Genomic DNA, 19,499 nt, shown 5'->3' on the forward strand with positions numbered 1-19,499 from the left:
ATGTTCTACCGTCTATTGCTCGTCTGCACGCTGCTGCTGACGCTTTCCGCCTGTGCCTTGCCCCGCAACGGGCCACCACCACTGGGGACTGAGGCCGATATTTCGGCGCTGACCCGTGCCATTACAGAACTCTCGCCCAGTGTGGACCCGGCAGAGGCCGCCCGTGCAGCGCGGATCGCCTACCGTCATACCCATGAGCTGGCGATTGCCTATCAAATCACCGACCCGCCGCTGATCCATAACGTGAAGGTCAACAACGGCAGCAAGCCACGGGGCCTGTGTTGGCATTGGGCAGAGGATCTGGAGAAACGGCTGTTGGCCGAAGGTTTCGCCACGCTCGACATGCACCGGGCCATCGCCAATGGCGACTCGCGGATCCTGCTGGATCATTCGACGGCCATCATCTCGGCGGCGGGTGCCCAGATGGAGGCAGGGCTTGTCCTTGATCCATGGCGGCAGGGCGGCGAGTTGTTCTGGTCGCCGGTGATGAGCGACCCGCGCTACGACTGGGAGCCGCGTGAAGAAGTGTTGCGGCGCAACGGACGTGTTAGATATGTGCAGGCGGGGATGGAAGGGTAAGCCCACTCCGCGCGCCCTACCAAAGTCCCACACGAAAAAGCCCCGCAATTTGCGGGGCTTTTGTTATTCTGCGGCTTTGGCGGTGTCGTTACCGTCGCCATCGCTGCCATTGTCCTGCGGCTGTGTCTCTGCCGCTTTCGGCTTGGGCTTGCGACGCGGAGCGCGTTTCGGCTTGGGCTTGCTCTCGGGCGTGTCGACCAGCGTGCTCTCTTCGCTGTTCGTCTCGGCCTCGGCTTGCTGCTGAGCGGGCTCTTGCTCGGGCTGTTTCTCCGCTTTTGGCTGATCGCCTTGCGGTTGGTTTCCCTGAGACTGATTGCCCTGAGGTTGATTTCCGCCCTGCTGCGCCTCGCGCTCCTGACGCTCTGCGCGCTCGCGATCCCGCTCAGCTTGGCGCTCACGGTTCTGGCGCTCTTGCTCTTCGCGGCGCTGATCCACCTCGCGCTGCGCTTCGCTCAGCAGACGCAGATAATGCTCGGCGTGCTGTTGAAAGTTCTCGGCGGCAACACGGTCATTGCTCAACTGTGCATCGCGGGCCAGTTGGTTGTATTTCTCGATAACCTGCTGCGGCGTGCCGCGCACCTTACCCTCGGGGCCGGAGCTGTCAAAAACACGGTTGACGACATTGCCGCCGCCACCTTGCGACGAGCGTTTGCGGTTATTCTTCGACCGGGAGCGTGATCTGGGAGAATTCATGGAATGATGTCAGCCTTGTGTGCTGTGTGTCGTTCACCGGGGGGTGCAAAGCACGTCTTGAACCCGGCCTAAGCGATATGTTGGGCATAGTGCCGCGCGGGACCGCCTATGGCATCCACCGCTGCAACACCCCTGACTAACCATGCCAGACAGGCTTGGGCAAGAAGAAACTGCCGCTTGGCCTGCCAAATGGCGGATTTTTCGCGTTTTCACGCCGGTTTATCGGCTGAAACGACCCTTGGCCGCCCATCCAGATCATGCGCCAGCGTCACCCGTCCCCAGCCTGCGGCGGCAAAGATTTCCTGCACCGCTTCACCCTGTTGCCAGCCGATTTCGACCATGACCCGGCCTTCAGGCGTGAGATAGCCCTGCGCCTCGGCGGCGATGATGCGGTAGATGCTCAGCCCGTCTTGCCCATCGGTCAGCGCCATCTCTGGCTCGTGCTGACGCAGTTCCGGAGAGACCGCAGCCATTTCATCGGCAGCCAGATAGGGTGGGTTCGACAAGATCAGATCAAAGCGCCCATCAACGGCGCTGAACCAATCGGATTGACGGATGTCGGCCCGTTCGGCCACCCCATGCTGCACCGCATTGGCGCTGGCCTGAAGGCAGGCAGCTTCGGAAAGGTCAACGCCCAGCCCCGTCGCGCGCGCCCTCTCGGCCAGCAGGGTAACGAGGATACAACCCGACCCGGTGCCAAGGTCCAGAATGCGGGAGAAATCATTGCCGAGGGCCAGATCAATCAGGGTTTCCGTCTCAGGCCGCGGGTCGAGCACATCGCGGCTGATCGCAAAGTCGCGGCCATAGAATGCCCGCCGTCCAATGAGTTGTGAGACCGGTACCCGCACGGCCCGCAGGGCGATGAGCTGCTCAAAGCGTTCGGCGACCTCGGGGGCGATTTCCTCGGGCGCGATCAGGGTCACGCGGGCGGCATCCACGGCGGCGGCATGGGCCAACAAAAGCCGCGCATCCCGCGCCGGATCGGGCACGCCCGCCGCCCGGAGCCGCCCAGCCGCGGCGGCCATGGCTTGGGCCGCGGTCTGGGGGCTCACCCCTCCATCTCCGACAATTGCCGCGCTTGGGCGTCGGCGGTCAGCGCATCGACGATCTCATCCAGATCGCCCTGCATCACGGCCTCAAGCCGGTACAGAGTGAGGTTGATCCGGTGATCGGTCATCCGCCCTTGTGGGAAGTTGTAGGTCCGGATGCGCTCGGACCGGTCGCCCGTGCCCACCTGCGCCGCGCGGTCGGCGGACCGTGCGCTGTCGATCCGGCTGCGCTCCATGTCATAGAGCCGCGCTTTGAGCACCTGCATTGCCTTGTCGCGGTTGCGGTGCTGGGATTTCTCGGATGAGGTCACCACGATCCCAGTTGGGATATGGGTGATGCGCACGGCGGAATCGGTGGTATTAACGTGCTGGCCGCCCGCACCCGAGGAGCGCATTGTATCGATCCGCAGGTCATTGGCGTTGATCTCGATATCCACGTCCTCGGCTTCGGGCAGCACCGCCACGGTGGCTGCCGAGGTATGGATACGCCCGCCGCTTTCTGTCGAGGGCACGCGCTGGACCCGGTGCACGCCGCTCTCGAACTTCAGCCGGGCAAAAACGTTCTGCCCGGTGATATGGGCCACAACCTCTTTCACGCCGCCAAGTTCGGTCATCTGGCTTTCGATCAGGTCGAACCCCCAGCCCCGCGCTTCGGCGTAGCGTTGGTACATACGCAACAGGTCGCCCGCGAACAGCGCCGCCTCATCTCCGCCAGTGCCGGGGCGGATCTCCAACATCGCGGGTTTCGCATCGGCGGAATCGCGCGGCAGAAGCGCCAGCTGCAATCCCTGCTCCACCTCCGGCAGACGTGCCCGCAGACGCGGCAGTTCTTCGCGGGCAAGCTCGGCCATCTCGGGGTCTTTCAGCATCAACTCGGCTTCTTCAAGGTCGCGCTGAAGCTGCTGGTAAAGATCAATTTGATCCACCACCGGCTTGAGATCGCTGTATTCCTTGGCGAGGGCTGCAAAATCGGCCCCATCGGAGCCCGCAGACATGCTGGCCTCCAGAAACTGGAAGCGTTGCGAGATTTGCGCGAGGCGGTGCATCGGGATCATGAGGTTCCTGTCGCTTATGCAAATGCTTTGGTCAAGAGGCGGCTTATGCTATCATGGGCTATGAAACGCATCATGCCGCTCACTTGCCTTGTGGCCCTGACGGCCCTGCACCCTGCCCTTGCGGATGTCAAAGCGCCGGGCGGCAAGACGATTGATTGCTATTGCACCAACAGCACCGGCGCCCGTGTGGAACTGGGTGAAACCATCTGCCTGCAGGTCGGTGGCCGCATGTTCATGGCCCAGTGCCAGATGTCGCTCAACGTGCCGATGTGGCGCGAGGTGCAGCAAGGCTGCCTGTCATCGCGCCTCGATCTGATCGAGCCATCCGTTCACCCGCTTGGCGTTGACCCCCAGATCTGACCGGCCAAAGCGCGAGCGGCCATAGACCTCAACGTAGCGCGGATTAGCGCCATAGACGCCGATGGTGGTGAAATCTGGATAGCCCATCAATTTGGTGCGGGTAACATAGGTGACCTGCCCCTCGACCAGTGATCCGGCGACGACCTCGGTACGCGGGGTCTGCATGATGGCACGGTCAAGCTGCGCCAAGGTCTCTTGCCCGTCGCCGTCAACCGGTGCGCGCCAGATATAGCTGTTTGTGCCTTGTGTCTTGCCCATCTTCTGCCCTTCGGCCTGAACATGCCAACGCGCGGTATCGGTTGGCGCAAATCGGACATAGGCCACCAAGGCGACGAGGGCGATCACGATGATCCAGAACAGCATTTTAAGCACCTTTCAAAGGTCGGCGATTTGAGGCGACGCAGGTGGTCGCGGTCAGGTGGGCGGCCCCCCAGCCTGAGGGTCGCCCGATGATGTTGTGGCCTTCGCTCACGCGGTTCTCATGCGGTGGCCCAGCAACGACAGAATCTCGGTCGCGACATGCGCGCCCGCGATCGCCGTCGCGCCTGTGGTGTCGAAGGGCGGAGAGACCTCAACCACGTCGCCGCCCATGATGTTGATCCCGGCCAGATCGCGCAGCATGATCGAGGTCTGCGCCGAGGTCAGCCCACCCCAGACCGGCGTGCCGGTGCCGGGGGCAAAGGCCGGATCAAGCGCGTCGATATCAAAGGTCAGATAGCAAGGACGATCGCCAAGGATCTCCTTGATCTTTGCCACGGTCGCCTGCGGCCCTTTTTCATGCACCTCACGTGCGTCGATGATGTTGACGCCCATCGTGTCTTCGTTGGTAGTGCGGATGCCGACCTGCACGCTGGTCGCGGGATCGACGATACCGGACTTCACGGCCTTGTAGAACATGGTGCCGTGATCGATCCGGTCCATGTCATCGTCTTGCCATGTGTCCGTGTGAGCGTCGAACTGTAACAGGCTGATCGGCCCGTATTTTTCGGCATAGGCCTTGAGGATCGGGAAGGAGATATAGTGATCCCCGCCCAGCACGACCGAGGCCGCACCGGCATCCAGAATGGTCTTGATATGCGCGGTGAGTGCCGCCGGAAACTGGCTGACATGGCCATAGTCGAAAGCCAGATCGCCATAATCAGCGATGGCAAACTCGCTCAGCACATCGAAATCCCAGCCATAGGGCGCGTCGGGCGCTTGCAGCGCGCTCGCCTCGCGGATGGCGCGGGGGCCAAGGCGGGTGCCGGGGCGGTTGGTGACGGCCTGATCAAAAGGCACGCCGGTTACCGCGATGTCCACACCGGTCAGATCCTTGGTGTATTTACGTCGCAGGAAAGAGGTTGCCCCGCCAAAGGTCAACTCATAGCTCGGCCCTTTGAGGTCCTCGCGGGTAAAGGCCATATCCATCTGTTTGGCCGCGTCTTCCAGTGCCATTACTTGCCTCCTGCTGGCTGTGCCCGCTCAACGATACGGGCGAAAAAGGATGCGCCGAGCGGCGCGATCTCGTCGTTGAAGTCGTATTCCGGATGGTGCAGCCCCGCGCCCTTACCGGTCCCGAGAAACAGATAGGCACCGGGGCGTTTTTCAAGCATAAAGCTGAAATCTTCCGCGCCCATTTCGCGGCCATAGTCGCCATGCACGCGGTCCGCGCCCACCACTTCGCTTGCCGCCGCGATGGCGGTTTCGGTCTTGGCGGGATCGTTGACCGTGGCGGGATAGCCGACCTCATAGACCAGCTCGGCTGAAACGTCATAGCTTGCCGCCTGCCCGTCCACGATCTGCTGCATGCGGCGCATCACCATCTCCTGCACCTCGCGGTCAAAGGTGCGCACGGTTCCGTTGATATAGGCGGTCTCTGGAATGATGTTATCGGCGCTGCCGGTGTGGATTTGCGTGACCGAGACCACCAAATCCTGCGAGGCGAGATGATTGCGGCTGACGATGGTCTGGATCGCTGTGGCGATGCCGCAGGCCGCCACCACAGGATCGCGGGTGTCATGGGGCATCGCGCCATGGCCGCCTTTGCCCTTGATGTGAATGTGAAACTCGTCCACCGCTGCCATGAACGGCCCCGGGGTGGTGAAAAACGCGCCTTCGTCCAACCCGGGCATGTTGTGGATGCCGTAGACCTGCGCGATATCGAACCGCTCCATGATGCCTTCGTCGACCATAATACCAGCGCCGCCGCTGGCCTCCTCAGCAGGTTGAAAGATCAGCGCCACTCGGCCCAAGAAATTGCGTGTTTCGGCCAAATAACGCGCGGCCCCCAGCAACATCGTGGTATGCCCGTCATGTCCGCAGGCGTGCATTTTGCCCATGCGGGTGCTGGCGTAGTCCTTGCCCGTCGCTTCATGTATGGGCAGGGCATCCATATCGGCGCGCAGGCCGATCGTCGGCCCTGCGCCCTGCCCGTTGACGATGGCAACCAGACCGGTTGTCGCGATGCCTTCGTGCAGTTCATCGACGCCAAATTCCCGCAGCCGTTCGGCGACAAAGGCCGCCGTCTCATGACATTCCAGATCCAACTCAGGGATGCTATGCAAATGGCGCCGCCACGCTGTCATATCCTCCGCAAAGGCATTGATGCGGTTTACCACGGGCATGGGCTGGACTCCTTGGGGTTGGTTTGGTCAGGGTGCATCTGACACCAGACATACGGGGCCTGCAATGCCGGACAACACAAAAGCCGATCTCATTCACGATTCCGATGCGGGCATTGAACGGCTGCTTGAAATCATGCGCCGCCTGCGTGATCCCGACACCGGCTGCCCCTGGGACATCGAACAGGATTTCGATAGCATCGCCCCCTATACCATTGAAGAGGCTTATGAAGTTGCCGATGCCATTGCCCGTCGCGATTGGGCGGAACTTGAGGGCGAACTGGGCGATCTGCTGCTGCAATCGGTCTATCACACGGCCATGGGCGAAGAAGCGGGGCATTTCTCCTTTCAATCTGTGGTGCGCAACATCAGCGATAAGATGGTGGCGCGCCACCCGCATGTCTTTGGCGACGAATCTCGCGACAAAAGTGCCGAACAGCAGACCGCCGACTGGGAAAAGATCAAAGCCGCAGAGCGCGCTGGCAAAGCACAGGGTGGCACGCTGGACGGGGTGGCGATTGGCCTGCCTGCTCTGTTGCGCGCAATGAAGCTGCAAAAACGTGCAGCGCGGGTCGGCTTTGATTGGCCCGAGACGACACAGGTGCTGGACAAAATCACCGAAGAGGCCGCCGAATTGGTCGAGGCGAAAGATACGCTTTCGCAGGCCGAGGTTGAGGAGGAATACGGCGATATTCTCTTTGTCATGGCCAATCTGGGCCGCCACCTTGGGCTCGACCCCGAAGCCGCTCTGCGCGCCGCCAATGCCAAATTCACCCGGCGTTTCGAGGGCATTGAGGCCCGGCTCGCGGCCATGGGCAAAACCCCGCAAGACAGTGATCTAGCCGAGATGGATGCGCTTTGGGATGCGGTGAAACTGGCGGAACGCGGCTAATCGCCGGGCCTGCGGCTGGACAAAGACATGAGCCTCCGGCAAGGCTCTGCCCCAAGCAATTTGACGAAAGTAAGCCCATGACCCCGCGCAAAATCATCATCGACACCGACCCCGGACAGGACGACGCCGTCGCGATCCTCCTTGCGCTGGCCAGCCCCGAAGAGATCGACGTTCTGGGCATAACCTGTGTCGCGGGCAACGTGCCGCTGGATCTCACCTCGAAAAACGCGCGGATCGTGTGTGAATTGGCGGGGCACCGGGATGTAAAGGTCTTTGCCGGTTGCGACCGCCCACTGGGCCGTGACTTGGTGACGGCAGAACATGTGCATGGCAAGACCGGCCTAGATGGCCCCGACCTGCCCGACCCCACCATGCCGCTGGCCGAGGGCCATGGGGTCGATTTCATCATCGAACAGCTCCGCGCCCATCCCGCAGGCAGCGTGACCCTCTGCCCCTTGGGCCCGCTCACCAATATCGCAACCGCCCTGCAAAAGGCGCCCGATATCGCCGAAAAGGTGCAAGAGATCGTGTTGATGGGCGGCGGCTATTTCGAGGGGGGTAACATCACCCCCACGGCCGAGTTCAACATTTACGTCGACCCGCATGCTGCTGATATCGTGTTTAAATCTGGAATTCCCATCGTCGTGATGCCGCTTGACGTGACTCACAAGGCACTGGTCACCAAACCACGCAACGATGCCTTCCGCGCGATTGGCACGCCGGTGGGCGTCGCCGTGGCCGAGATGACCGATTTCTTCGAGCGGTTCGACAAGGAAAAATACGGCTCCGAAGGCGCGCCGCTGCATGATCCCTGCGTGACCGCCTATTTGATCAACCCCGACCTTTTCAAAGGCCGCCACATCAACGTCGAGATCGAGACCCAGTCAGAGCTGACCATGGGCATGACCGTGGCCGACTGGTGGGGCGTGACCGACCGCGCGCCCAACGCACTTTTCGTGGGCGACCTTGATGCCGATGGGTTCTTTGCGCTGCTCACCGAAAGGCTGGCCCGTCTATGAGCGCACATCTCACCCTCGGCGCGCCTGAGCATCTTGATAAATTGGTCGGGCTGGTCACGGCCTTTCATGCCGAAGCGGGCATTGAGATGACTGATGAGCAGCGCCGCAACGGATTGGCGCCGCTGCTGGAGGGGATCCCCCATGGCGCCGCCTATCTGATCGGCCCGCCCCGCGCGCCGATTGGCTATGTGGTGATCTGTTTCGGCTGGTCGGTTGAATTCGGCGGGCTGGACGCCATCATTGATGAAATCTACGTCCGTCCCGGCGTGCGGGGGCGCGGCATTGCCTCGGAAGCGCTGATCGCTCTGCCACGGGCGCTTGCCGCAGGCGGGTTGCGCGCCATCCATCTTGAGGTGGACCGCACCAACAAAGCGGCGCTCAAAGTCTACACCCGTGCGGGCTTCCGCCCCCGCGAGGATTACATGCTTATGTCTCGGAAACTGTGATGCGTATTCCTTTCGATAACAGCTATGCCACCCTGCCTGAGGGGTTCTTTACCCGGCTCGACCCGACGCCGGTAAAAGAGCCCAAGCTCTTGGCATGGAACGACGATCTGGCGGCGTCGCTGGGTATCGAAGGCGGCGATGCAAAGACCCGCGCCCAGGTTTTCGGCGGCAATGCGGTGCCCGCAGGGGCGGCCCCCTTGGCGCAGCTTTACGCCGGGCATCAGTTCGGCAACTTCAACCCGCAGCTTGGCGATGGCCGTGCAATCCTGCTGGGTGAGGTCATAGACAGCGTCGGCAAGCGCCGTGACATTCAGCTAAAAGGCTCCGGCCCGACGCCCTATTCCCGTATGGGCGATGGCCGCGCTTGGGTTGGGCCGGTGCTGCGCGAATATCTGATCAGCGAGGCGATGCATGCGCTCGGCGTGCCGACCACCCGGGCCCTCGCCGTCGTTGCCACCGGGGAGCCGATCCTGCGCGAAAGCGGGCCCCTGCCCGGCGCCATTGTCACCCGCGTCGCCGCAAGCCATCTGCGCGTCGGCACCTTTCAAGTCTTCGCCCATCGCGGAGAGACGGAGGCGCTCAAAACCCTCACCGACTATGCCATTGCGCGGCATTATCCCGATGCCGAGGGTCCGCTTGACCTTCTGCGCACGGTCTGTGCCGCGCAGGCGGAACTGGTGGCGCAATGGATGTCCTTCGGCTTTATCCACGGTGTTATGAACACCGACAATTGCAGCATCTCGGGCGAGACGATCGACTATGGCCCCTGCGCCTTTATGGATGCGTTTCATCAGGGCCGTGTGTTCAGTTCCATCGACCGGCAGGGCCGATATGCCTACGGCAATCAACCGCAGATCGTTGTGTGGAACATGGCGCAACTGGCGACCTCGCTTTTACAGCAGATGGACGACAAAGAGACTGCCGTCGAAGACGCCACCGAAATCGTGCATGACATGCCCGAGTTGATCGAAGCCGCATGGCTTCGCCGTTTTGCGGCCAAACTCGGCATCTCTAACCCCAGGCCCGAGGATGTTGATTTGATCAATGAACTGCTGAGCCTGATGCAAACGGACGGCGCGGATTTCACCAACACGTTCCGCGCCCTTGGGACCGAGCAAGCGCGTGATCAGTTCACCGACCGCGATGCCTTTGACACATGGGCCGAAAACTGGCGCAGCCGGATCAAGGATGAGCCGGCCCCGCAGGCGGTCATGCGAGCGGCAAACCCTGCCGTGATCCCGCGAAATCACCGGATTGAGCAGATGATCGAAGCCGCCGTTGCGGGCGACATGGCCCCGTTCAAGCGGTTGATGACAGCGCTGGCGACGCCCTTTGAAGAGACCGATCCCGAGCTTCAGCGCCCGCCGACCGAAGATGAGATCGTCCCGGCGACCTTCTGCGGCACCTGAGCCTAACGACGCCGGGGTTTGCGGTTGATCAGGTGCATCCCCGTCGCCACCAGCAGCAGGGCGAACCAAACGGTGAGCCCGATGTCTTGCGACAGGATCAGCCAGCCTAAAAGCACCGCTAAGACCGCAGCCACGCGGGTCGGATAAGTCAATGGCGCGCTGTGGTTGTCACAGCACGCCATTGGGTCGTTCAACTTCTAAGTGTCGGCTTAGGCTGCCTGCTGGCCGCCCGGCTTCCCGCCGCCGCCACCGCGCCGACGGCGACGACCACCGCTTGGCTTGCCAGCGCCTTCGCCGCCACCACCACCGGGACGCCCACCGCCGCCACCGGGACGGCCACCGCGCCCACGGCCACGGCCTTTGGGTTTGGACGGCTCATCAATCACTTCCCAAGGACGGCCCGAAGCCACAGGGATCGAGATGCCCATGGTCTTTTGGATCGCTTTCAACTCGCCCATTTCATCCGGTGCGCAGAAGGCCACGGCAGCGCCGTCCTTGCCCGCCCGCGCGGTCCGACCGATCCGGTGCACATAGTTGTCGGGCACGTTCGGCAGGTCGAAGTTGTAGACGTGTTTCACATCCGGAATGTCCAAACCCCGCGCCGCCACATCGGTGGCCACCAGCACGGTGATGTCGCCATTTTTGAAACCCGCAATCGCCCGGTCCCGCTGACCTTGGCTTTTGTTGCCGTGGATCGAGGCGGCGTCGAAACCGGCTTTGACCAACGTCTTCATCAGCTTTTCCGAGCCATGTTTCGTGCGGCCAAAGACCAACGCCCGCTCGCCTTTGTGCTTGGCAAGCAGTTCCTTCAGCAACTCTGTCTTCTCGGCCTTCGCGATGAAGTGAACCTCTTGCGTCACCTTGTCCGCCGCCTTGCCCGGAGGTGAGACCTCGATGCGGATCGGGCTGCTAAGATAGCTGTTGGCGATCTCGTTCATCAGCTTGGGCATGGTCGCCGAGAACAGCATCGTCTGACGCTCTTTTGGGATCAGGTTCGAGATCTTGCGCAGGTCATGGATGAACCCCATGTCGAGCATCTGGTCGGCCTCATCCAGCACGAGGAAGGTCGTCGTGTCGAGCTTCACCGCGCGGCGGTCCAGCAGGTCCAGCAGACGGCCCGGCGTGGCGATCAAGAGATCGACACCGCGCTCCAGACGCTTGATCTGGGTGTTTATCGACTGACCGCCGACAACCATCGCCACTTTGATCGGCGTGCCTTCGGCATAGCCGCGCAGGTTCACGGCGATCTGTTGGGCCAGCTCGCGTGTCGGGGCCAAGACAAGCCCGCGCACGGAGCGTGGCGCGGGACGGCCTTCAAGCTCCATCATCTGTGCGATAAGCGGCACACCAAAGGCCGCTGTCTTGCCCGTGCCGGTTTGGGCAAGGCCCATCACGTCACGGCCATTCATGGCTTGGGGGATTGCTTGGCGCTGGATCGGGGTTGGATCTTTCAGACCCATTTCATTCAACCGGGCCACCAAGTTCTTTGGCAGGCCCATCATGTCAAAATCGCTCATTCGTTCACTTTCCGGCACGCGGGGGCGCGCGCCATCCTTAGTCGCCGCGCCCAATTCAGGCGCCACGGGGTCGCGCAAGCCAGATCGCGGGCGCAGGCCACATGCCTCACACCCGTCTGTCGCGCTTGGCCCCACGCGTGATTTTGGGAACATCGGCGGGCCTTGTCGTCAGCGTCCCAGAGGCCCCTTATGGGACTTGGCGCTGATACTGCTCACGCGGCAGAAGGCTTCGCTTAACCCCCACATGGGCGGTGCGCGGGCAAAAGTCAACCGGCAGGGTTCAATTGCGGTGGCGTCTGGCCGCGCTAGAATGTTAGGAACGTGGTCCGACGGACGAAGGGCGAAACGATGCGCAACCCGATCATCAAACGGTGCGAGGCCATGGGCCTGCGCATGACAGGTCAACGCCGGGTCATCGCGCAGGTGATTCACGACAGCGACGACCATCCCGATGCCGAGGAATTGCTGGCCCGCGCCACTGAGATCGACAGCGGCATCTCTATCGCCACGGTCTACCGCACGGTGAAATTGTTCGAAGAGGCAGGCATCCTCGACAAGTTAGAATTCGGCGATGGCCGGGCGCGCTATGAAGATGCGCAGCGCGAACATCACGACCACCTGATCGACGTGAATTCCGGCGAGGTGATCGAATTCGTCGACGCCGAAATCGAAGAGCTTCAGGAACGGATCGCGCGTAAATTGGGTTACAAACTGCAGGGGCATCGGATGGAACTCTATGGTGTGCCAATCAAGAAGGATGACCCATGACCGACCGTGACCGCCCCCTGCTGGCCGTGTTGATCGACGCCGACAATGTCCCGGCCAAACATGCCGCAGCCATCATGCGGGAGGTCACAACCATCGGAGAGCCCGCCCTGCGCCGCGTCTATGGCGATTGGTCGAATGACCACCTCAAAGGATGGAAGGCGCCGATCCGCGAGTTGGGCTTGGTGGCCCATCAGGAAACCGCGAACACCAAGGGCAAAAACGCCAGCGACATAGGACTGGTCATTCAGGCGATGGACATTCTGCACAGCCGCCGCTTCGATATCATCGTGATCGTCTCGTCCGACAGTGACTTCACCGCGCTGGTGAACCGTCTGCGCGAAGATGGGGTGACGGTGATCGGCATCGGCGAAAAGAAGACCCACGATTCGCTGCGCAACGTCTATAACCGCTTCATTCTAATTGAAAACCTCGACGGCGCGGAGCCGGACACGACGTCCCGCGCCAGCGCCAAAGTGGCCGACGCCCTGCCCCTGTTCAAAGCCGCGATGGATAAGATCGACACTGAGGACGATTGGTACAATCTCGGCCAGATCGGCCAGACGATACAGGCTGCGCATCCGGATTTTGACAGCCGGACATACGGCCATGGCAAACTGAGCGCCTTAGCGGCTGATCTGAAGGCATTGGAAACCCGAAAGACAGGCAATCGGCTCATGGTTCGCTTGAAAAGCTAGAGCGGGGTCATTCGGCGGCGCGCTGTTCTTGCTTCGCCACGCGCGACAGCATGGCGGGCAACAGCACGCTCAGCACCACCAGCCGCATGATGTGGCAGGCGGCGACAAACCCCGGCACTACGGCCAGCACCGCGCCAAGCGCGATCATCGTCTCAAGCCCACCGGGCGCGAAGGCCACCAACACATGGCCCAGCGGCATGCCAAGCGCCCAAGCCACAGGCACAGCACCCAGCCCCGCCAGCCCGACGGCCACGCCGGCAATCGCCAGCCCCGCGCCAAGGCCGCTGGCAAACCGTGCGGGCGTGATGCCAGAAAACCGCGTGCCGATCAGGCAGCCCAGCACCAGATAGGCGATAAGGGTCAGCCAACCCGGCAGCACCCCGGTCTCCAACTTGGTCAGATGCGCGATGGCAGAGACCACCATCGCCCCCATCAAAAGTGGTGCGGGCACCGAAAGCCGGGCAAAGATCAGCCCTACAACCACGGCCGCAAAGATCATCACGAAGATTGAAAGCACCCCCATCCCCGCGCCCACCGGAGCGATATTGCCGGTCATATCGACGCCCATCAGCAAAGCGGCAAAAGGCACGACAATGGTCAATGCCAAAAGCCGGACCGACTGGGTGATCGAAATCCGCGGCACGTCAGAGCCTCCGTCGCTGGCAATCGCCATGACGAAACTCAGATGCCCCGGAGCCGAGGCCAGAAGCGCGGAACGTGCATCGAAACCGAAATACCGCGCCAGCATCCAGCGGCAGACGGCCATAATCCCCCAGATCACCCCAGTCATAAACACAAAGGCCAGCGGCCAGCGCACCATGGCGTTGACAGCATCTTGGTTAAATCCCGCGCCGACAGCGATGCCCAGCACCACGAAACAGGCATCCCGCAGCCGCGGGTCGACTGCCGTGCGCAGACCGGCCAGCCCCAGACCACTCACCGCGATCACCGGCCCCAGCAGCATATAGACAGGCGCGTTGAGCCACCAAAACAGCAACGCGCCAAGACCGCCGGCGGCGAGGGTCAACACGGTGTCACGCGGGGCAAGGGAAAGGCTGGGCCATCTCATGCATGATGGCTAGCACTCTGCCGCGGAGGGCGCCAGAGCCACACGCATGACGCGCATTTTGGGCTCTTGCCCTTTCATCGCAAAAGGTTCATGGGCGATTGGCAATATCCGGTGTGAAAGGGCGATAACATGGACAATCTGCGCGGCGCGATGCTGATGGTGCTGGCCATGGCCGGTTTCGCCATTGAGGATATGTTCGTCAAACTGACGAGCGATGCCCTCCCCGTGGGGCAGATCATCGCGCTGTTGGGCGCGGGCGGCGGGGCGATCTTTGCCGTGATCCTGCGCATTCAGGGGCGGCGGTTGTTCTCTGCGGATATGCTCACCGGGCCGATCCTGCTGCGCGCTGTGGGTGAGGTGCTGGGCACCCTGTGTTTCGTGACCGCCATCGTGCTGACGCCGCTTTCCTCGGCCTCTGCTATTTTGCAGGCGACCCCGCTGGCCGTGACCCTTGGTGCGGCGCTGTTTCTGGGAGAACCTGTCGGTTGGCGCCGTTGGAGCGCGATTGTCGTGGGTTTCCTCGGCGTGCTGCTGATCGTCCGCCCGGGGTTAGAGGGGTTCAACGCGCTGTCGCTCTTTGCCGTGGCAGGTGTCATCGGCCTTGCGCTGCGCGATCTGGCGACCCGTAAAGTCCCCAAAAGCATCAGTTCCATGCAGCTGAGCTTTCTTGCCTTTATCGTGCTGGTCCCGGCGGGGTTGATCCTGATGCTGGCCGCTGGCACCCCCGCCGTGATGCCGGGTGGTGCCGAGGTGGTCTATCTTGCCGCGGCGATGGTGATCGGTGTAATGGCCTATTACGCCATCGTGGCCGCCATGCGCGTGGGCGAAGTCAGCTTCGTCACGCCCTTTCGTTACATGCGGATGCTATTCGCGTTGGTCGCGGGGATCGTGGTCTTTGACGAATCCCCCGACACGCTGACGCTGGTGGGGGCCGCGATCATCATCGCCTCGGGGGTCTATACCCTGCTGCGCGAACGCAAAATCACCCCCCGGCCCCGCCGCGGTCTTTCCAAGCCGGGCCTGCCGGGGTAAACCGCTGCAAACCCGAACATGAGGACAAAGCCCATGAGCACGATCATCGACATCCACGCCCGCGAAATCCTCGACAGCCGGGGCAACCCGACGGTCGAAGTCGACGTTATCCTCGAAGACGGCACAATGGGCCGCGCAGCGGTTCCTTCCGGTGCATCTACTGGCGCCTATGAAGCGAACGAGCGTCGCGACGGCGACAAGTCTCGCTACATGGGAAAAGGTGTGTTGGAAGCCTGTGCCGCCGTGAATGGCGAGATCGCGGAAGCGCTGGTGGGCATTGATGCGACCGAGCAGGTCGAAATCGACGAGATGATGATCGAACTCGACGGGACCGAGAACAAATCCCGCTTGGGCGCGAATGCTATCTTGGGCGTGTCTATGGCCGCCGCCAAAGCCGCCGCTGATTACTGCACGCAGCCACTTTACCGCTATGTCGGTGGCACCACCGCCCGCGTCCTGCCCGTGCCGATGATGAACATCATCAACGGTGGCGAACATGCCGACAACCCGATCGACATTCAGGAATTCATGATCATGCCGGTCGCCGCGGAGAACATCCGCGAAGCCGTGCGCATGGGCGCCGAAGTCTTTCACACGCTGAAAAAAGAACTTTCCGCCGCTGGCCTGTCGACCGGGATTGGCGACGAAGGTGGCTTTGCCCCCAACATCAGCTCGTCGCGCGACGCGCTTGATTTCATCCTGAAGTCGATCGAAAAAGCGGGCTACAAGCCCGGCGAAGACATGTACCTTGCCCTCGATTGCGCGGCGACGGAATACTACAAAGACGGCAAATATGTCCTCTCCGGTGAGGGCAAGACCCTGTCGAGCGAAGAGAACGCCGACTATCTGGCGGCCCTTGTGAACGACTATCCGATCATCTCCATCGAAGACGGCATGGCCGAAGACGATTGGGACGGCTGGAAGGCACTGACAGATGTCTTGGGCGGCAAGGTGCAATTGGTGGGCGATGATCTCTTCGTCACCAATCCCGCGCGTCTGTCCGACGGCATCAAACGCGGCTGCGCCAACTCCATGCTGGTGAAGGTCAACCAGATCGGCACCCTGACCGAAACGCTCAAAGCCGTCGATATCGCGCATCGCGCGGGCTACACCAACGTCATGTCGCACCGCTCGGGCGAGACTGAGGATGCCACCATCGCAGACCTTGCCGTGGCGACAAACTGCGGTCAGATCAAAACCGGCTCGCTCGCGCGTTCCGACAGACTGGCGAAGTACAACCAGTTGATCCGTATCGAGGAAATGCTGGGCGAGACCGCACAATACGCGGGCCGCTCGATCCTGCGCGGCTGATGTCTAAAATTGATATTCGTCCTGTCGCCACCGCTGCGGATCTCGCGGCGGTGGTTGAACTTTGCTGGGCCTACCGTGACTTTCTGTACAACTTCGCCCCGACCGAGCGGCGAATTGTCGAGACCTTCTATCCCCACGACAAATACAGCGCCCTGATGGACCGTCTGGCCGAGGAACACGCCCGCCCGCGCGGCATCATTCTGTTGGCCGAGCGGGACGGCATCCCTCTGGGCTGCGGCATGTCCCATGCGCTGAGCGATACCGAGAGCGAGATCAAGCGCGTCTTCGTGACGGATGCCGCCCGTGGCACCGGCGCGGGCCGCGCGATCTGTCAAAGGCTGATCGATCAGGCGCGGGAGGATGGGTTTGAGAAGGTCTATCTCGACACCTCTATCGCCTTTGCCCCTGCCCGCGCGCTTTATAGTTCATTGGGATTCATTGAGCGCGGTGCCTACCAACCGATGCCCGAGTTCACACGCGACGCGATCTGCTTCTTTGAGCTGCCGCTGACCGACATACCGGCAAGCGCCGGACCTACCTGAACGCGGCTATGCTCGGCTGACAGTACCGCCACCCACTGCTGCACGCACGCCGGTCGTGCTAGGGCATGAGGTCGGCAGGCCACGCGCCACGCGCACAGCGAGATAGGCAAAAGCCTGTGCCTCCAGCATATCGCCATCCAACCCGATCTCTTCCACCGGGGCGACGGGGCAATCAAGGCTCACGTCCAACATGCGCATCAGAACCGGGTTATGCCGTCCGCCGCCGGTCACATAGACCCGCTCGGGCGGGGCTGGGCAGTGCTGCATCGCCTCGGCCACGCCAGCGGCGCACATGGCGGTCAGGGTGGCACAGGCATCGGCGTCTGACAGTTCACCGACCAGTGCCACCATTTCTGCGAAATCATTCCGGTCGAGTGATTTTGGCGGCATGCGGGCAAAGTACGGCTCGGCAAGGAAGAGCTCCAACGCGCCATGCTCCACCCTGCCGCGCGCGGCCAGTTTGCCGCCTTCGTCGAAGTCTTGGCCAAGGCGGGCCTGCATCAAATCGTTGATCGGCGCATTTGCCGGGCCGGTATCGAAAGCCAGCAGCGCGCCTTCTTCTTCTGGGCGCGCAACGCGCGGATCGACCCAAGTCAGGTTGCCCACGCCGCCGAGGTTCAAAAAGGCCACCGGGCCCTCCCGCCCTGCAAAACGCGCGCAGGCATGGTGAAAGAACGGTGCCAAAGGCGCGCCCTCTCCGCCCAGTTCGACATCGGCGCTGCGGAAATCCCAGACGACGGGCAAGTTGATGGTGCGCGCCAATAGCGCCCCGTCGCCCACTTGCAGCGTGCCCTGCATCCGTGGCGCATGGGCAAGGGTCTGGCCGTGGAAACCGACAAGCTCAACGCCGGGCTCATCTTTCAACAGATCATCCAACAGCGCCAGATGCGCGGCCTCAACCGCTTGGGCTGCCGCCTCAACCTCGGCCCCGTGCCATTTGCCGAATCCGGCGGCAATCAACCGACGCTCCTCAGCCGCATAGCTGCGATAGGCGCTGTGGCCAAAGCTGGTGATGTCCTGCCCATCGGTGCGCAAAATAGCCGCGTCCACCCCATCCAAAGAGGTGCCCGACATCATTCCCAATGCCGTTACCACACCGGTTCCGACATGTTGCCTGTGCATGGCCCTATTCATGGCCTTTTCCTTTGCCGCTCGTGCGCATATAGATTGCCCCGCAATACAGTTTTGAGGCAAGTCACCATGACATACCATCCCAAATCGGAGTTCATCCACACGATGATGCAGCGCGGCTTTCTGGCCGATTGCACCGATTATCAGGGGTTGGATGAAGCCCTGCTGAAAGGCGCCGCCCCTGCCTATGTGGGCTATGACGCCACGGCCAAATCGCTGCACGTGGGGCATCTGGTCAATATCATGATGCTGCGGTGGTTGCAGAAATGCGGCGGCAAGCCGATCACCCTGATGGGCGGCGGCACGACAAAGGTGGGCGATCCGTCCTTCCGGTCGGATGAACGCCCCCTGCTCACGCCAGAGGCGATTGACGACAATATCGAAGGCATCCGTCAGGTCTTTGCCCAATACCTCGATTACGGCGAGGGCGAGACAGGTGCCCTGATGCTGAACAACGCCGAGTGGCTGGATGAGTTGAACTACCTCGATTTCCTGCGCGACATCGGGCGGCACTTCTCAATCAACCGGATGCTCAGCTTTGAAAGCGTAAAATCGCGTCTGGACCGCGAGCAATCGCTGTCGTTCCTTGAGTTCAACTACATGATTCTCCAAGCCTATGACTTTATGGAGCTTCACCGTCGCTACGGTTGTATCCTGCAGATGGGCGGCAGCGACCAATGGGGCAACATCGTCAACGGCATCGACCTCACCCGACGCGTGATCGACGGCGAAGTTTACGGCCTGACCTCGCCCCTCTTGACCACCAGCGACGGCAAGAAGATGGGCAAATCTGCGGGCGGCGCGGTCTGGCTGAACGGCGATATGCTTTCGCCTTATGAGTTCTGGCAGTTCTGGCGCAATTGCACCGACGCCGATGTGGGCCGTTTCCTCAAACTCTACACCGAGCTGCCGGTCGATGAATGCGACCGTCTGGGGGCGCTCGCCGGGTCCGAGATCAACGAGGCAAAGGTGCGTTTGGCCAATGAGGTTACCGGCCTGCTGCACGGCGAAGAAGCGGCGCGCAATGCCGAAGCCACAGCGCGCGAAGTCTTTGAAAAAGGCGGTGTGGGCGGCGATCTGCCCACCCTGACCCTCTCGGCGGCGGATGTGGGCGATGGCGTCTCTATCGTGCAACTGCTGGTGAAATCGGGCCTTGCTGGGTCCGGCAAAGAGGCCAAGCGCCTGATTGCCGAGAACGGCGCGCGGATCGATGACCAGCCGCTGACCGATGCGGGCATGATGCTGGATGCGAGCGCGCTGTCCTCTCCAATCAAGCTGAGCGCGGGCAAGAAACGCCACGCGCTGGTGCAGGTCGGCTGATTGCCAAAGGGG

At 62.0% G+C, this 19,499-nt stretch carries 22 protein-coding genes; 12 read left to right on the top strand and 10 right to left on the bottom strand.

Annotated features, from left to right (window positions below; genetic code table 11):
- Window positions 1-579 carry a hypothetical protein gene (locus A3722_RS03260; RefSeq protein ID WP_067629032.1) on the top strand — a complete coding sequence of 193 codons (579 nt, stop codon included), beginning with the start codon at window positions 1-3 and terminating at the stop codon, window positions 577-579.
- A 63-nt stretch (window positions 580-642) separates the two neighbouring features.
- On the opposite strand, the gene A3722_RS03265 is transcribed toward A3722_RS03260, so the two are convergent.
- The 3 genes from A3722_RS03265 to prfA form a co-directional block, all read right to left on the bottom strand.
- Window positions 643-1,272, bottom strand: coding sequence for a DUF4167 domain-containing protein (locus tag A3722_RS03265; protein WP_067629030.1), 630 nt, complete (start codon window positions 1,270-1,272; stop codon window positions 643-645).
- A 209-nt stretch (window positions 1,273-1,481) separates the two neighbouring features.
- Complete coding sequence (prmC, locus tag A3722_RS03270; protein ID WP_067629029.1) at window positions 1,482-2,324, bottom strand: peptide chain release factor N(5)-glutamine methyltransferase; 843 nt, start codon at window positions 2,322-2,324, stop codon at window positions 1,482-1,484.
- Window positions 2,321-3,376, bottom strand: coding sequence for a peptide chain release factor 1 (gene prfA / locus A3722_RS03275; RefSeq protein ID WP_067629028.1), 1,056 nt, complete (start codon window positions 3,374-3,376; stop codon window positions 2,321-2,323). The genes prmC and prfA overlap by 4 nt, the downstream gene beginning before the upstream one ends.
- Before the next feature lie 72 nt (window positions 3,377-3,448).
- On the opposite strand from prfA, the gene A3722_RS03280 reads away from it, so the two are divergent.
- Window positions 3,449-3,736, top strand: coding sequence for a hypothetical protein (locus tag A3722_RS03280; protein ID WP_236627335.1), 288 nt, complete (start codon window positions 3,449-3,451; stop codon window positions 3,734-3,736).
- On the opposite strand, the gene A3722_RS03285 is transcribed toward A3722_RS03280, so the two are convergent.
- The 3 genes from A3722_RS03285 to A3722_RS03295 all read right to left on the bottom strand — a co-directional run bounded on the left by A3722_RS03285 (window position 3,674) and on the right by A3722_RS03295 (window position 6,339).
- Window positions 3,674-4,099, bottom strand: a complete 426-nt coding sequence (locus tag A3722_RS03285; RefSeq protein ID WP_067629027.1) for a DUF1499 domain-containing protein — start codon at window positions 4,097-4,099, stop codon at window positions 3,674-3,676. The genes A3722_RS03280 and A3722_RS03285 overlap by 63 nt on opposite strands.
- Window positions 4,100-4,204: 105 nt before the next feature.
- Window positions 4,205-5,170, bottom strand: coding sequence for an agmatinase (gene speB / locus A3722_RS03290; RefSeq protein ID WP_067629026.1), 966 nt, complete (start codon window positions 5,168-5,170; stop codon window positions 4,205-4,207).
- Window positions 5,170-6,339 carry a M20 aminoacylase family protein gene (locus A3722_RS03295; protein ID WP_067629025.1) on the bottom strand — a complete coding sequence of 390 codons (1,170 nt, stop codon included), beginning with the start codon at window positions 6,337-6,339 and terminating at the stop codon, window positions 5,170-5,172. The genes speB and A3722_RS03295 overlap by 1 nt, the downstream gene beginning before the upstream one ends.
- 64 nt (window positions 6,340-6,403) lie before the next feature.
- Here A3722_RS03295 and mazG point away from each other — a divergent pair, with 64 nt between their 5' ends.
- From mazG to A3722_RS03315, 4 genes are all read left to right on the top strand, one after another.
- On the top strand, window positions 6,404-7,228 hold the full coding sequence (gene mazG / locus A3722_RS03300; RefSeq protein ID WP_067629024.1) for a nucleoside triphosphate pyrophosphohydrolase: 825 nt from the start codon (window positions 6,404-6,406) through the stop codon (window positions 7,226-7,228).
- Between the two features lie 77 nt (window positions 7,229-7,305).
- Window positions 7,306-8,247 (top strand): nucleoside hydrolase, encoded by a 942-nt coding sequence (locus A3722_RS03305; RefSeq protein ID WP_067629023.1) that lies wholly within the window; start codon window positions 7,306-7,308, stop codon window positions 8,245-8,247.
- Window positions 8,244-8,693 (top strand): GNAT family N-acetyltransferase, encoded by a 450-nt coding sequence (locus A3722_RS03310; RefSeq protein WP_067629022.1) that lies wholly within the window; start codon window positions 8,244-8,246, stop codon window positions 8,691-8,693. The genes A3722_RS03305 and A3722_RS03310 overlap by 4 nt, the downstream gene beginning before the upstream one ends.
- Entirely contained in the window at window positions 8,693-10,102 is a 1,410-nt protein-coding gene (locus tag A3722_RS03315; RefSeq protein WP_067629021.1) for a protein adenylyltransferase SelO, read from the top strand. Before A3722_RS03310 ends, A3722_RS03315 begins: the two co-directional genes overlap by 1 nt.
- Before the next feature lie 2 nt (window positions 10,103-10,104).
- Here the strand turns inward: A3722_RS03315 and A3722_RS03320 are convergent, their stop codons facing one another.
- Complete coding sequence (locus A3722_RS03320; protein ID WP_201721953.1) at window positions 10,105-10,254, bottom strand: hypothetical protein; 150 nt, start codon at window positions 10,252-10,254, stop codon at window positions 10,105-10,107.
- Between the two features lie 57 nt (window positions 10,255-10,311).
- Window positions 10,312-11,619 carry a DEAD/DEAH box helicase gene (locus tag A3722_RS03325; RefSeq protein ID WP_067629019.1) on the bottom strand — a complete coding sequence of 436 codons (1,308 nt, stop codon included), beginning with the start codon at window positions 11,617-11,619 and terminating at the stop codon, window positions 10,312-10,314.
- A 348-nt stretch (window positions 11,620-11,967) separates the two neighbouring features.
- Between A3722_RS03325 and A3722_RS03330 the strand changes: the two genes are divergently transcribed.
- On the top strand, window positions 11,968-12,387 hold the full coding sequence (locus tag A3722_RS03330; protein WP_067629018.1) for a Fur family transcriptional regulator: 420 nt from the start codon (window positions 11,968-11,970) through the stop codon (window positions 12,385-12,387).
- On the top strand, window positions 12,384-13,082 hold the full coding sequence (locus A3722_RS03335; RefSeq protein ID WP_067629017.1) for an NYN domain-containing protein: 699 nt from the start codon (window positions 12,384-12,386) through the stop codon (window positions 13,080-13,082). Before A3722_RS03330 ends, A3722_RS03335 begins: the two co-directional genes overlap by 4 nt.
- A 7-nt stretch (window positions 13,083-13,089) precedes the next feature.
- Here A3722_RS03335 and A3722_RS03340 read toward each other — a convergent pair whose 3' ends face one another.
- Window positions 13,090-14,151, bottom strand: coding sequence for an AbrB family transcriptional regulator (locus tag A3722_RS03340; RefSeq protein WP_067629016.1), 1,062 nt, complete (start codon window positions 14,149-14,151; stop codon window positions 13,090-13,092).
- 129 nt (window positions 14,152-14,280) lie between these two features.
- Between A3722_RS03340 and A3722_RS03345 the strand changes: the two genes are divergently transcribed.
- From A3722_RS03345 to A3722_RS03355, 3 genes are read left to right on the top strand one after another with little or no spacing between them, the layout of a single operon-like run.
- Window positions 14,281-15,183: a DMT family transporter gene (locus tag A3722_RS03345; RefSeq protein ID WP_067629015.1), complete on the top strand. Its 903-nt coding sequence runs from the start codon at window positions 14,281-14,283 to the stop codon at window positions 15,181-15,183.
- A 33-nt stretch (window positions 15,184-15,216) separates the two neighbouring features.
- The gene (gene eno, locus A3722_RS03350) at window positions 15,217-16,494 is read left to right on the top strand and encodes a phosphopyruvate hydratase (RefSeq protein ID WP_067629014.1); all 1,278 of its coding nucleotides are present in this window, start codon (window positions 15,217-15,219) and stop codon (window positions 16,492-16,494) included.
- Entirely contained in the window at window positions 16,494-17,036 is a 543-nt protein-coding gene (locus A3722_RS03355; protein WP_067629013.1) for a GNAT family N-acetyltransferase, read from the top strand. Before eno ends, A3722_RS03355 begins: the two co-directional genes overlap by 1 nt.
- A 6-nt stretch (window positions 17,037-17,042) precedes the next feature.
- Here the strand turns inward: A3722_RS03355 and A3722_RS03360 are convergent, their stop codons facing one another.
- A complete protein-coding gene (locus A3722_RS03360; protein ID WP_067629012.1) occupies window positions 17,043-18,170 on the bottom strand; it encodes an anhydro-N-acetylmuramic acid kinase in 1,128 nt (375 codons plus the stop codon).
- Between the two features lie 66 nt (window positions 18,171-18,236).
- Here A3722_RS03360 and tyrS point away from each other — a divergent pair, with 66 nt between their 5' ends.
- A complete protein-coding gene (tyrS, locus tag A3722_RS03365; protein WP_067629011.1) occupies window positions 18,237-19,487 on the top strand; it encodes a tyrosine--tRNA ligase in 1,251 nt (416 codons plus the stop codon).
- The last annotated feature ends 12 nt before the right edge of the window (window positions 19,488-19,499 follow it).

It is taken from the genome of Sulfitobacter sp. HI0027 (genome assembly GCF_001634775.1).
In the GTDB taxonomy this organism is placed as follows: Bacteria; Pseudomonadota; Alphaproteobacteria; order Rhodobacterales; family Rhodobacteraceae; genus Sulfitobacter.